Raw genomic sequence first — 12,216 nt, 5'->3', positions numbered from 1 at the left:
GAACGCTCCACACCCCCGACCTCCACAAGGCCTGTCATGAGAACACTCTGCTTCTGGTTCGGCATTGCGGCTGCGTTCGCATGCGCCCAGGTAGACCCGATCTGGGGCTACGCGGCGGTGTGCGTGCTCTCGCTGGTGCAGCTTGCAATGCTCGGCGCCCCGGGAACGAGCACGTTCCTGCTGATTCACTACGCCGCGGTCCTCACCTACTTCTCGGTGGCGCCGGCCATGCAGATCGCGGCCGACGTTTCGTTCTGGGACACGGGCGTGATCGGCGCGGTCGCCCACACGCAAGCGATCACGCTGCTGCTGCTGTACATGGCGGGCGTGGAGGCCGCCAGGTTCGGCATGCACGAGGCGGCAGCCCCAACCTTGGCGCGCGGGGCCGGAGTGCCCGAGACGCAGATCGCCGGCGTTGCGCACCCCGTGCTGCTGCTGTTGAGCGGCACGGTCGCCGCGTTCGCGTCGCTGTTCATTCGCCCCGACCTGAACTTCATCGCGCGCGGCCTGCCGGACGAGGGCCAGAACCTACCGGTCGATTTCATCGTCTATTCGACGCTGCCGAAGCTCATCGTGCTGATGTGCTTCGTGGCACTGGCCATCCACGCATACCGCCGCCGGACGGTCTGGTCATGGTGCGCCGCCGGCTTTGCGCTGGTGCTGGCCGGCATTGCGGCCTACCCGGTCAATACGCCGCGGCAGATCCTGCTGATCGGCCTGCTGCCGCTTTTCATCTACGTGCTCGGCGTCAAGCGCCGCTGGCTGCTGGCCATGCTGATCTTCGGTGCCATCGCCGGCCTTGGCCCGGTGCTGAACCTGATTTCGCGCGGAAGCTTCTGGGGCGAGACGCTCACCACGTTTCCCTACAGCCAGGACTTCGACGCGATGTATATCGTGGCCGGGCTGCTGGAGCGCGCGCCTGAACCCGAACTGGGTTTCGGCCGCTACCTGTTGTCAGCCTTCTCTTTCATGCTGCCGCGCAGCCTGAAGATGTACCCGGAGTTCGACCCCCTCGGATGGCCGGCCGTGCTGGGCAACTTCTCGCAGAGCAACCTCTCGCTGCCGCCATTCACCACGGCGTACTTCGACTTCGGCCTGGCGGGGCCGGTGATGCTCGGCCTGGCGGTCTCGGCCCTGTTCCGCATGCTCGACAAGGTGGCCCAGCCGCATGCCGCGCTGTCTGCCTCCTACCTTTGCGCGCTGGTGCTGCTGGCTGCATACGTGCCCTTCATGCGGGGACCGATTCTCGGGTGGGGCCCGTTCGCGGCCTCGGGGCTGATCGCGGCGGTTTTTGCCGGGCTGCTGAGTTCGCGTTTTCGCCAGCCGCGCCGCGGGGCGGCGATGTACGCGCACGGCACGACCTGAGGTTTCACCATGTACAAATACCTCTTCTACGACTCGATCAGCCTCAACAAAGGCGCGGGCGGCGTGCTGAACGTGTCCGATCTTCTGCTGCGCAGGATGCGCATGTGCAAGGGCGACCACATCCAGCCAATCAGCGAGCGGCACCCGGGCATCTACGCCGCCGCGCAGCGCCTGAAGATCAGCCGGTTCCTGCTGGAGATACTGCTCTACAACTATCACCGGCTGCGGGCGCTGGTGTCGGGCGAAACGGTGTTCTCGCTGTTCCCCAACTACTTCCTGCCGTTCACGCTTTTCGGGCGCCACCGCGATTCGATCGTGGTCGTGCACGACCTGCAGTACAAGGCCTACCCGCAGTATTTCAGCCGCACCAAGCGCCTGTGGCTCGACTGGTGCTTGCGGCGCGTGGCGCGCAGCGCGGCAGACGTGGTGTTCATCAGCAGAAGCAGCCAGCAGGATTTCGAGCGCTACTTCGGACGCTGCGAACACCCGACCGTCATCTTCAATCCGGTGGATGCAACCCGCTCGCCCGGCCCGCCGGGCCCGGTCAAGCCGGGGCGCGCGGCGGCCATTGGCGAGCGCTACCTCATCGCCTCGTACCACTACTACCCGCACAAGAACTTCGACGGCACGCTGAAGCTGTTCGAGCGCATGAAGCGCGAGGGCCTGGTCGATTGGCTGGACGTGACCGGCAACGGCGCGGCTGAGGTGACGAGAATGGTAGCTCGCATGGACCCTGCCATCCGCAGTTGCGTGCGCCACAGGGGAATGGTTTCGCGCAAGGAGCTGACTCAGCTTTACTGCGGCGCCGCGGCCTTCATTTCGCTGTCGGCCTTCGAGGGCTTCAACCTCTCCGCCGCCGAGGCCGCCACGCTGGGCGTGCCGCTCCTGCTGTCGGACATTCCGGTGCACCGGGAGCTGTTCGGCGACTATGCCTTCTTCATCGGCAACGGCTCCACCGACCTCGGCGGCTTGTCGCGCTACCTGGCCGAGCACCGGGCCAAGCAGCCGGCCTGGCCGCTCGCCGAAGCCTGCGCGCCGGGCACGGTGGCAAGGCGCTACCTCACGCTCAAGCATGAAGCCGTTTCGCTCGCGGGAGCCATGCAATGACCTGGCTTGCAGGCGCTCTTCGGCGGCTTCTCCCGGCATGGCTGCTGTGCGCGGCTTGCGCGGCGTCGGCCGCGCCGCCGGTGGCGGGCTTCGGCGTGATGGTGCATTACCTGCCCGACAAGCAAACCATTGCCGATGTGGCGCGATTCGATGCCGAAGCGCTTGCAGCGTCGCTCGCACGCATGCGGGCCTCCTACCTCATCCTGACGTTGGGCCAGAACAACGGCCAGTTCATCGCGCCCAATGCGGCGCTGGAGCTGCTGTGCCCCGGCAGCATCGAGAACCGCCCGCCGCGCGACCTGCCGATGGAAATCGGCCGCGCCTTGCAGCGCCGCGGCATCGGGCTGGTGCTGTACCTGCCCTTCCGCGCGCCGCAGGGCGACGCCTACCTGATGGATTGCCTGGGCGATGTTTCGGAGCAGAAGCCGCCGCCCGCGCGCTTCATCGCCGGATGGACTGCGGTGGTCCGGGAATGGTCGGAACACTACCGCGCGCTGGCCAAGGGCTGGTGGTTCGACGGTGTGTACAACACCAGGGGCATGTCGGCCGAAGACTGGAACGGGCTCTGCGCCGCCGCGCGCACCGGTGCGCCCAAGCGGTGGCTCGCCTTCAACTCCGGCGAGGGGCCGCAGCGCTTCAGCGCCAAGGCCGCACCGTGCCAGAACCTCATGGCCGGGGAGCTCCTGCAGCCTCCGGCGCCTTCGGGGCCTTCCACCACCCCTGCATCGGGCCTGGCGTTCCACGTGCTCACGCCGCTCGGCGCGTCGTGGGGCCAGACCACTGCGCCGCGCTTCACGGCCGCCCAGGTGCGCGACTGGATCGCCGACGCGAAGGCGCGCGGCGGGCTGTTCACGCTCGACCTGCCGCTGGACGCGGACTACCGCTTTCTGCCCACGCATGTCGCGCTGGTGCGCAGCGCCACCGCGCCGCGGCCCTGAGCACCGACCCACTACCAACGCCATCTTTTTTCCATAGCCCATGACCAACGCTCTCGCATTCATCGTGGTGGAAGACCGCCAGAACAAGACCCTGCTGCTGTGCCGCGAGTCCGCGGCCTTGGCGGAGGAGCACCTCGTCGTGCTGGCGGGCACCGACGCCGGTCCCGACTACGAGCGCCTGTGCAGCCACTATGTGCACCTGTCGAGCAACTCGCCGGAGTTCGAGAAGATCTGCTTCCGGCGCTACTTCCTCTTGGCCGAGTACCTCAAGGCGCATCCGGAGTGCCGCGAGTTCGTGCTGATCGACAGCGACGTGCTGCTGTTTCGCGGCGTTGGCGCGCACATCCGGCGCGTGGCCGGAAAGGCGGATTTCTCCGGCTCGTACGTGCGCCCCCGCGACGGCTGGGACCCGTGCCAGATATCGCCGCACGTGAGCTACTGGACCGCGATGGGCCTGCAGCGCTTCATCGCTTTTGTGCTCAACACCTACGCCACGCCCGCCGGCCGCCGCAAGCTGCGCGCGATTGCGGCACGGTTCACCGCCCGCGGCGTGCGCGGCGGCGTGTCCGACATGACGCTGCTCCACCTCTGGGCCCAGGCGAGCGGCAATGCGGACCCGATCAACCGCGTGTTCGGCGGACGGATGATCGACCACAACATCAACGGCGGCCACAACCTGCTGCTGAACGAATTCCAGGCACGGGGCGGCGCCAAGCGCATCGTGTACGTCGACGGCCAGCCCAGCGTGGTAACACCAGCCGGCGAGCTGGTGGGCGTGATGGCCCTGCACTTCCAGGGTAGCGCAAAGATGGCCATGTCGCACGTGCTGCATGGCCGCGTGCGCACGGCCGCCGCGCTGACGTACGCGCTGCAGGCGGCGCGCCGCGCCAAGAACTGGGCCTTCGGCCGCGGCCTGCTCGTGCAGCGTGCCGCCGGCGCCGGCCCATTCGCGGGCGCCTCAGCGCCGAAATGACGCACCTGGTACGCAACAGGCGCAGGCCATGAACCTCCTCGATCGCTCCATCACGCTGCCCGGCTTTCGCGCCGTGCAGCTGCGCGGCCTGGGTGCGCTGGCTTCGCGGCTGTATGCCTACATGTCGGGCTTCCTGGCCGTCTTTCTGATGGCGGCGTATGTCTCGCCCTCGGAGTTCGGCGAGTATTCGATCTACCAGTCGGTGCTGGAAGCGGCGCTGGTGGTGGGAACGCTGGGCAGTTCGCTCCTGTTCTCGCGCGAAGCCGCCAGCATGCCGCCGGGCGTGAGCCGGGGCGACGTGCTGCGCACGCTGGCCATCGGCATTCCGCTGGCTACGCTGCTGGCCGCGCTGATCCTCAAGGTTCAGCACCTGCCGGTGGCGGGCGTGCCGTTTGCGCTGATCGTCTGCACGCTGGCGGTTTTCTCGTTCATCAGCCTGCGCCTTTCCTACAGCCGGGGGCTGGGCTACGCGGGGCTGCTCAACCTGGAGACGGGCATCCGCTCGAGCATTCTGGTGCTGGGCATTGCGGCTCTCATCGTGCTGGGGTTCGAGCTGGGTGCCTGGCATCTGCTGCTCATCAACCTCGTGGCCTTTTTGCTCGTGGGCGCGGCCAGCATGCGCACGGGCTGGGCCGCGGGTCCGCCGCGCGGCCGACCGGCGCTGCGCCTGCAGTCGCAGGGCGGCGCCACCGTTTATTCGCTGCTGATGTTCCTGCTTCGCAAGTCGGACCTGCTGGTGGTCGCCTTCTTCATGCCGCTCGGATACGTGGGCGCTTTCAAGGTCGCCTTTCTGCTGGCGGAAGCACCGTCGCAGTTCGTGCAGGCGTTTCTCTATACGAAGACGCGCGCCATGCTGGGTGCCGAGGCCGGCAAGCTCGATGCGTCGACGCTGCAGCTCGCCAGGCAATCGTTCCTGCTGGGCTGCGTGCTCTTTGCCGGCCTGGCCGCGCTCATCACGGTGGCCGCGCCGCTGCTGAAGGTGGGGCACGAGGCGCTGGAGATCTTCTTGTGCATTGCGCCGTACTTCCTGCTGCGCACCTACACGATCCACCACGAGATGCTGCTCGCACTCAAGAGCCCGGTGGCCGCGCTCGGCGGCTGGGCATTGCTCGAAGTGGCGCTGCGGCTTGTGTCCTACGGCGCGGTGGTGTCGATTTTCCCCGGCAAGCCGCACTACGTTTTCTTCATCGCCTTCTTCACTGACTTTCTTCTCTATGAGGTGCGCATGCGCGCGCTGTTCGGCTTCTATCCGATCGTGCGGCTGGTCCGCGGTTCCTTTGAAAGGGCATCGTGAAAATTCTGCTTTATTCGATGAACTTCACGCCAGAGCTGGTCGGCATCGGCAAGTACTCGGGCGAGATGGCGCAGTGGCTGCATGCAAAGGGCCATGACGTGCGCGTGATCGCATCGCCGCCCTTCTTTCCGAACTGGGCAGTGTTCGAGGGGCATTCGGCCTGGGCCTACCGCAAGACGGACTGGAACGGCATCACCATCTGGCGCGCACCGACCTGGGTGCCGGCCCGGCCGCGGGCGCTCGCGCGCCTGGCGCATCTGTTCTCGTTCATGGTGTCGAGCTTGCCCTTGCTCTTCGCGCAGATCCGCTGGAAGCCGGACGTGGTCTTCGTGGTCGAACCGCCCCTTTTCTGCGCGCCGTCCGCGCTCCTCTTCTCGCGGGTCCTGGGCATCAAGTCGTGGCTGCACATTCAGGACTACGAGGTGGACGCCGCCTTTGGCATGGGCCTGGTGCGCGGCGCGCGGGTGCGGCGCTTCGCGCTCTCGATCGAGCGCTGGCTGCTTCGCCGGTTCAACCGCGTATCGACCATCTCGGCCGCCATGCTCGACAAGGCAAGGGACAAGGGCATCGACGAAACCCGGCTGGTGCTGCTGCCCAACTGGGTGGATGTGCGCTCGATCTTCCCGCAACCCGCCGGTGCATCGGATGCAGACGGCACCACCGGCTACCGGAACATGCTCGGCATTCCGGCGGACGAGGTGGTGGTGCTCTACGCGGGCAGCCTGGGGGCCAAGCAGGGCATCGAGCTGCTGGCCGATGCGGCGCACCGCCTGGTTGCGGCGGCGCATATCCACTTCGTGTTCTGCGGCAACGGCCCGAGCCGCGAGCCGCTGAAGGCCGCCTGCGCAAACCTGCCGCGCGTTCACTTCATCGACCTGCAGCCTGCCGAGCGGCTCAACGAACTGCTGGGCATGGCGGACATCCACGTGCTGCCGCAGCGCGCCGACGCCGCGGACCTGGTGATGCCGTCGAAGCTCGCCGGCATGCTTGCGAGCGGCAAGGCCGTGATCGTCACGGCCCATGCGGGCACCGAGCTGAGCAACGTGGTGTCCGGCCGCGGCATGGTGGTTGCCCCCGGCGATGCGGACGCACTGGCCGACGCCATCGCGCAGCTCGCGGTGTCTCGCCCGCAACGCGAAGCCATGGGCGCGGCCGCCCGTTCGTTCGCCGAAACAGAGCTGGACCGCAACGCCATTCTCCAGCGCCTGGACCGCGAGCTGACGCGCTGCGTGGCCGAGCCGCTCGCGGTTCCCGCCCCCACCGGATCCCGGCCATGACTCTTTCAAAGCTGCCTGCAAAGGCTCCCCAAGTGCCAGCCCCCGAGGGCCGGCGTATCTCGATGCAAACGTGAAACCTCCTCCAACCCTAACAACTCTCTAGGAACCTTCATGTCCGACACCGCGCCTCACTCTTCCGACTCCCCTGACTACGCTCGGGCGTCCGAGCGCCGCACGGTTTATCCGTCCGGCGTCTGTCCTCCAGCCGAACCGCTGTGGCCGCATTTCCTGACGGGGCAGGAAGATGCCCCGGTCCGCGTGCTGCTCGTCGACGACGACGAGTTCATGCGCCGCGTGATTGCCCAGGAGCTGCTGTCGGACATGCGCATCCAGCTGGAGGCGCAGGCCGGCAGCGTGCGCGACGGCCGCCGCCTGCTGACGACCCACGAATTCGACGTGCTGATGGTCGACCTGCGGCTCGGCGACGGATCGGGCTTCGAGCTCATCCGCGAGGCGCGCAAGCTGCATCGCTACTGCGAAATCATCGTGATCTCGGCCATGGAAGACGACGCCCATGTGATGCATGCCTTCGAGCTTGGCGCCACGGGCTACCTGCTCAAGCACGCCTGGTTGCAGAGCTTTGCGCAGGCCGTGCTGCAGGTGGTGAACGGCGGCGCGGCCATCACGCCCAAGCTGGCGCGCCGCCTGCTCACGCGCATGAACCAGCAGACAAGCGAACCGCCTCACGTCGAGGCGCCGCAGCGCGAGGTGACGCTGACGACGCGCGAGCGCGAGGTGCTTCGCTGCGTGGCGCGAGGCTGCGTGTCGAAGGAGATCAGCATGAGGCTCGGGATCTCAGGGCAGACGGTCAACGCCCACATCAAGAACATCTACAAGAAGCTGCAGGTGCATTCGCGTGCGCAGGCGGTGAGCTTTGCCACCAACACCGGGCAGCTCTGAGCGGGCCGGCCTTCACCTTTCATCAAGGACGTTGTCATGAACACCCCCACCATCCATCCCGTCGTGCTCTGCGGAGGCAGCGGCACGCGCCTGTGGCCGCTCTCGCGCAAGACGCTTCCCAAGCAGTTCGCACCGCTGATCGGCGACAAGAGCCTGCTGCAGATGACGCTGGAGCGCCTGTGCAGCCTGAACAGCAACATCACCTGCATCGCATCGGAAGAGCACCGCTTCCTGGTGCGCGAGGCCGTCGAGAAAGCCGGTGCCACCGGACGGCAGATCCTGGAGCCGATGGCGCGCAACACCGCGGCAGCCATGGCGGCGGCGGCACTGCTCGCCGGCAAGGACGACCTGCTTCTGTTCGCCCCCTCCGACCACCATATTCCCGACACGCCGCTGTTCGCCGAGACGATACGGCGCGGCGTCGTCGCGGCGCTGGCCGGGCATATCGTGACCTTCGGCGTGATGCCTTCCTTTGCGAGCACCGCCTATGGCTACATCGAAGCCGGCGCGGTGTCCGCCGACCGATTCAGCCGGGCCGTGGTGCGCTTCGTCGAAAAGCCCACGGCGTCGGTGGCCGAATCGCTGGTCCTGCACGGCGGCTACAGCTGGAATGCGGGCATCTTCCTGGTGCAGGCGAGTACGCTGGTCTCGGCCTTGAACGCCCATGCGCCCGATATCCTGCTGGCCTGCCAACGCGCAACCGCCGGTGTTTCGAGCGAGGGCAGCTTCGACCGCCTGGATCCCGAGGCCTTCCAGGCCTGCCGCAGCGACAGCATCGACTACGCGGTGCTCGAAAAGCAGCAGAACATTGCCGTGGTGAAGTTCGAAGGCGCCTGGAGCGACGTGGGAAGCTGGAACGCGGTGGCCACGCTGCACCCGGAAGACGGGACCGGCAACCGCCTGAGCGGCCAGGCCAGCACGCTGCGTTCGCGCAATACCTTCATTCATGCGCCGCACCGGCCGGTAGTGGCGCTGGGCACCGAGGACCTGATCATCGTGGACACGCCCGACGCCGTGCTGGTGGCGAAGGCGGATTGCGCCGAGCAGGTCGGCGAGGTGGTGCGCATGCTCGCGCAGCAAGGCAAGCCCGAAGCGACCGAACACCGGCGCGTGGTGCGGCCCTGGGGCGCCTACGACAGGCTCGACTTCGGCGACCGCTTCCAGGTGAAGCGCCTCACGGTGAACCCGGGCGCCAAGCTGTCGCTGCAAATGCACCACCATCGCGCCGAGCATTGGATCGTGGTGCGCGGCACCGCCAAGGCCACCTGCGACGGCCAGGTCAGCCTGGTGCGGGAGAACGAATCCATCTACCTGCCCTCGGGCGCGATCCACCGGCTCGAAAACCCGGGCAAGACCATGCTCGAGGTGATCGAGGTGCAGACCGGCAGCTATCTGGGCGAGGACGATATCGTGCGCTTCGACGACACCTACGGCCGCTGCGCCTCCATCAGAACGCAGCCCGAAACCGCGACGGCGATGCCGCCCGAGGCGCTGGCTGCAAGCGGCAGCGTGAGCGCGGGTGCACAGCTGGCGGCACACCCCTGAAACGCGCGGCAACAACGCCACCGGAGGACGGGGCTGTTGCCATCACGTAGCATCCGGCCCATGAGCTACACAGTGAACCTGATCGACTTCCCCGATGCACCGGCCGAAGTCATTTCCGCGGCGGAGTCGCGCTTCCGGCGCGAACTCGACAAGCTGCTGGGCGACAACGTGGCGCAGGCGCTGAAGGCCTTCGAAAACGCCAGCGAGTCGAGTGCCGACGAGCTGACGAAAGACGAGATCGCTCTGGCCGCAAACTGGGCCAAGGCCTACGACGCCGCCAAGACCGCGGGCTTTCGCGCGCTGGGCGAGGCCGACGAAGCGTATTTCGAAGTCCGGCCGGACTGACGGCCGAGGCAGCCACCCGTTTCAGGCAGGCCCTTCATGACGAAGCGTTGGCCTGCCTTGATCTTGACGGCCGCAGCCCTGCTCGCGGGCTGCACCGCGCCGGCCACGAAACCTCCCGTCGCCTCGGCTCCGGCCGCCAGTGCGGTGCAGTGGCAGTACGTGCGCTCGACCTCGTACGAGGCAGGTCAGCCCGGCCTGGGCGTCAGCCACCGGTACCAAAGCAACGTGGGCTGGGTTGACGTCTACGTGTACGGCATGAAGCGCAGCGACTGGGCCGCCGGCGTTGCCGACCCGAAGTTCGACGAGCACTTCAAGGCCGCCGTGGAAGAGGTCCGGCTTGCGGGCGCGAGAGGTGTCTATGCCAAGGTGGAAGTCGGCCCGGTGCGCGATGAGCTGATCGACGGACAGGCCTTCCGGCGCGTGAGCTTTCGCGTGGTTCACGCCCAGAGCCAGAAGACCTACGAGTCGTTCACCTTTCTCACGGGGCGCAACGGCCGGTTGCTGAAATACCGCATGTCCTTCGCCACGCCGGCGCCGGCCAACCTGGATGCCATTGCCCGCGAGTTCATCGAGCGCAACCTGCGCAGCGGGCCGGACACGCCACGGGCCATGCACCCGCTCCTCAGCATTTGAGACGGCGCAAATATACTGTACGTTCATACAGTGTTTCCTCTAGAATTACTCGTCTCCCAGAGCAACATTCGAGGCGACACCATGACCACCGCCAGCCCGCCAGCGCCTTCTGCGCGGATCCTGTTTTTTTCGCCGCTGAGGCGCCCGCAGCCGCGCCCGCATGCGGGCCGCATTTCGACCTGGCCTTTTCGCGTGGTCTCCGACAAGGAGCGCGACGACGACGGCAAGAACATCCGCCTGCAGGCGGCCCGCGTCATCCGCACCACGGCCGAACAGTGGTGGCCGCCTGCAGAGTGAGCCAGCCGTGGGCGAGCGAACGACACCGCCGCTGGCAGCACAAGCGTTCCTTATCGGCTTGTTCCCCGACGTGGCGGTGCAAGCCGCCATCAAGGCGCATTGCGCCGAATGGTGGTGGCCGGTGGGCCACTACTTTCCGCCGGGCCATCGCCTGCACCTGACGCTGCATTGCGTGGAAGACCGCGGCCATACCCTTGAAGCGCTGCTGCGGGAGGCCTTGGCCGAAGTGCCGACGCGGCCGCTGGAACTCACGCTCGACAGTTCATGCACCTGGCGCAACGACGTTTCAGTGGTGCAGCCGGCGGAGCATGAAAGCCTGCGCGCGCTTCACGACGACATCGTGCGGGCGGTGCGCAGAACGGGTCTTGCAGTACCCGCCAAAAACTGGACACCGCACGTCACCATCGCCAGGCAAACCGAGCGTGCCGCGCGGCCGATGCGCCTTGCTCCCATTCACTGGAAGGTGCGGGACTTCAAGCTGATTCGCTCGCATCGCGGCAACTTTTTTCACCACGAACTGCTGGCGTCCTATCCCATGCGGCGCTAAGCCTCGCCGGCCGCAAGTCCGCCCAGCATGTCCTGCGCATCGTCGTCGAAACCCGCAATGGGTTGCGCCTTTGCAAGCGCCAGCCACACACCGAACGGAATGCGGTCGAAGGCGCGGTGCACTGCCGCGCGCGCCACCACCAGCCGTTCGCCTTCGAGCACCAGCACGCCGCACTCCTGCGGAATTTCGTCGGGCGAGGCGATGCAGCGGCCACGCGCATCGTTGCCCAGCACATACCAGCACTCACCGCCCAGGTCGAGGTAGGCGGCGCGCTTGTCGGGCTTGCGCAGGTCGCCCAGCAAGTCGGCGCGGCTCACCTTCACCTCGTGCACGATGGGGTGCGCATAGGCTTCCACGCTGGTATTGCGGATTGAAAACACATCGGGCTTTGCAATGCACCAGCGCGGCTTGCCGCCCTCTTCGAGCGGCGGCAGGCGCGCCCGCAGGCCGAGGCCGCGCCAGGCGATGCGGCCGCCGCGCGTCATTTCGCGTGCCACGCGTTCAACCAACGCCTCGTGCGGCGAGAGCGCTGCACGGTTGATGGTGAGCGTGGTGGCAATGCGCGCAATGCCGGCGTCGGTGACGCGCAGAGTCTCGTGGCCGTGCGGCGTGCGAACGCGCTCGAGAAATCCGCCGGCCAGCAGCTCGACCTCGATGGCATCGCAGCAGGGCCAGCCCGCCGATCGATAGATTTCACGCAACCGACGCGCGTGCGCCTTTCCGAAAGGCACTTCGCCGGTTTTCTGCATGGGCGGCGGCGGATCGATCACCGGCGGCGGAAAGCCGGGGTCGGTGAACGGCGGCTCCACGGGCGGTGGATCGCCCTCGGGCGGCGGACCGGGCTGCGGTGGCGGCGGCATGGGAACGGGTACATCGGGCGCAGGCGGCGGCGGACCGATCGGCAAGGCGACGACGGGATCAAGTGCAAGTGCGGACATGGAAGAAGCAGGTTAGCGAAAAGTGGCCGGTTGCGCGAGCCATGGAACGATCGGTTG

Annotated in this window: 13 protein-coding genes; 12 read left to right on the top strand and 1 reads right to left on the bottom strand. The window is 67.1% G+C overall.

What is annotated here, in order from left to right:
- Nucleotides 1-36 precede the first annotated feature (36 nt).
- The 12 genes from EJI00_RS07790 to EJI00_RS07735 all read left to right on the top strand — a co-directional run bounded on the left by EJI00_RS07790 (nt 37) and on the right by EJI00_RS07735 (nt 11,221).
- Nucleotides 37-1,365: a hypothetical protein gene (locus EJI00_RS07790; RefSeq protein ID WP_126746895.1), complete on the top strand. Its 1,329-nt coding sequence runs from the start codon at nt 37-39 to the stop codon at nt 1,363-1,365.
- Between the two features lie 9 nt (nt 1,366-1,374).
- Nucleotides 1,375-2,472, top strand: coding sequence for a glycosyltransferase (locus EJI00_RS07785; RefSeq protein ID WP_126746894.1), 1,098 nt, complete (start codon nt 1,375-1,377; stop codon nt 2,470-2,472).
- The gene (locus EJI00_RS07780) at nt 2,469-3,410 is read left to right on the top strand and encodes a hypothetical protein (RefSeq protein WP_126746893.1); all 942 of its coding nucleotides are present in this window, start codon (nt 2,469-2,471) and stop codon (nt 3,408-3,410) included. The genes EJI00_RS07785 and EJI00_RS07780 overlap by 4 nt, the downstream gene beginning before the upstream one ends.
- Before the next feature lie 40 nt (nt 3,411-3,450).
- A complete protein-coding gene (locus tag EJI00_RS07775) occupies nt 3,451-4,383 on the top strand; it encodes a hypothetical protein (RefSeq protein WP_126746892.1) in 933 nt (310 codons plus the stop codon).
- A gap of 28 nt (nt 4,384-4,411) precedes the next feature.
- A complete protein-coding gene (locus EJI00_RS07770) occupies nt 4,412-5,677 on the top strand; it encodes a polysaccharide biosynthesis protein (protein ID WP_126746891.1) in 1,266 nt (421 codons plus the stop codon).
- Nucleotides 5,674-6,954, top strand: coding sequence for a glycosyltransferase WbuB (locus EJI00_RS07765; protein ID WP_126746890.1), 1,281 nt, complete (start codon nt 5,674-5,676; stop codon nt 6,952-6,954). Before EJI00_RS07770 ends, EJI00_RS07765 begins: the two co-directional genes overlap by 4 nt.
- A 111-nt stretch (nt 6,955-7,065) precedes the next feature.
- Nucleotides 7,066-7,854: a LuxR C-terminal-related transcriptional regulator gene (locus EJI00_RS07760; RefSeq protein WP_126746889.1), complete on the top strand. Its 789-nt coding sequence runs from the start codon at nt 7,066-7,068 to the stop codon at nt 7,852-7,854.
- A 36-nt stretch (nt 7,855-7,890) separates the two neighbouring features.
- Complete coding sequence (locus EJI00_RS07755) at nt 7,891-9,399, top strand: mannose-1-phosphate guanylyltransferase/mannose-6-phosphate isomerase (protein ID WP_126746888.1); 1,509 nt, start codon at nt 7,891-7,893, stop codon at nt 9,397-9,399.
- A 60-nt stretch (nt 9,400-9,459) separates the two neighbouring features.
- Entirely contained in the window at nt 9,460-9,744 is a 285-nt protein-coding gene (locus EJI00_RS07750; RefSeq protein ID WP_126746887.1) for a hypothetical protein, read from the top strand.
- 36 nt (nt 9,745-9,780) lie between these two features.
- Complete coding sequence (locus EJI00_RS07745; protein WP_126746886.1) at nt 9,781-10,377, top strand: hypothetical protein; 597 nt, start codon at nt 9,781-9,783, stop codon at nt 10,375-10,377.
- An 81-nt stretch (nt 10,378-10,458) separates the two neighbouring features.
- Nucleotides 10,459-10,674: a hypothetical protein gene (locus EJI00_RS07740; RefSeq protein WP_126746885.1), complete on the top strand. Its 216-nt coding sequence runs from the start codon at nt 10,459-10,461 to the stop codon at nt 10,672-10,674.
- A gap of 7 nt (nt 10,675-10,681) precedes the next feature.
- Nucleotides 10,682-11,221, top strand: a complete 540-nt coding sequence (locus EJI00_RS07735) for a 2'-5' RNA ligase family protein (RefSeq protein ID WP_260590503.1) — start codon at nt 10,682-10,684, stop codon at nt 11,219-11,221.
- On the opposite strand, the gene EJI00_RS07730 is transcribed toward EJI00_RS07735, so the two are convergent.
- Nucleotides 11,218-12,159: a hypothetical protein gene (locus EJI00_RS07730; RefSeq protein ID WP_126746884.1), complete on the bottom strand. Its 942-nt coding sequence runs from the start codon at nt 12,157-12,159 to the stop codon at nt 11,218-11,220. The two genes, EJI00_RS07735 and EJI00_RS07730, sit on opposite strands and share 4 nt — an antisense overlap.
- Nucleotides 12,160-12,216 lie beyond the last annotated feature (57 nt).

The organism is Variovorax sp. DXTD-1 (assembly GCF_003984625.1).
Taxonomy (GTDB): domain Bacteria; phylum Pseudomonadota; class Gammaproteobacteria; order Burkholderiales; family Burkholderiaceae_C; genus Variovorax.
The sequence above is the reverse complement of the archived record's forward strand: the minus strand, read 5'-3'. Positions and strand labels throughout refer to the sequence as shown.

What these genes read in the sequence shown, in the direction of transcription:
- EJI00_RS07790 (WP_126746895.1), top strand. Translation starts at nt 37, where the DNA reads ATGAGAACACTCTGCTTCTGGTTCGGCATTGCGGCTGCGTTCGCATGC.
- EJI00_RS07785 (WP_126746894.1), top strand. Translation starts at nt 1,375, where the DNA reads ATGTACAAATACCTCTTCTACGACTCGATCAGCCTCAACAAAGGCGCG.
- EJI00_RS07780 (WP_126746893.1), top strand. Translation starts at nt 2,469, where the DNA reads ATGACCTGGCTTGCAGGCGCTCTTCGGCGGCTTCTCCCGGCATGGCTG.
- EJI00_RS07775 (WP_126746892.1), top strand. Translation starts at nt 3,451, where the DNA reads ATGACCAACGCTCTCGCATTCATCGTGGTGGAAGACCGCCAGAACAAG.
- EJI00_RS07770 (WP_126746891.1), top strand. Translation starts at nt 4,412, where the DNA reads ATGAACCTCCTCGATCGCTCCATCACGCTGCCCGGCTTTCGCGCCGTG.
- EJI00_RS07760 (WP_126746889.1), top strand. Translation starts at nt 7,066, where the DNA reads ATGTCCGACACCGCGCCTCACTCTTCCGACTCCCCTGACTACGCTCGG.
- EJI00_RS07755 (WP_126746888.1), top strand. Translation starts at nt 7,891, where the DNA reads ATGAACACCCCCACCATCCATCCCGTCGTGCTCTGCGGAGGCAGCGGC.
- EJI00_RS07750 (WP_126746887.1), top strand. Translation starts at nt 9,460, where the DNA reads ATGAGCTACACAGTGAACCTGATCGACTTCCCCGATGCACCGGCCGAA.
- EJI00_RS07745 (WP_126746886.1), top strand. Translation starts at nt 9,781, where the DNA reads ATGACGAAGCGTTGGCCTGCCTTGATCTTGACGGCCGCAGCCCTGCTC.
- EJI00_RS07740 (WP_126746885.1), top strand. Translation starts at nt 10,459, where the DNA reads ATGACCACCGCCAGCCCGCCAGCGCCTTCTGCGCGGATCCTGTTTTTT.
- EJI00_RS07730 (WP_126746884.1), bottom strand. Translation starts at nt 12,159, where the DNA reads ATGTCCGCACTTGCACTTGATCCCGTCGTCGCCTTGCCGATCGGTCCG.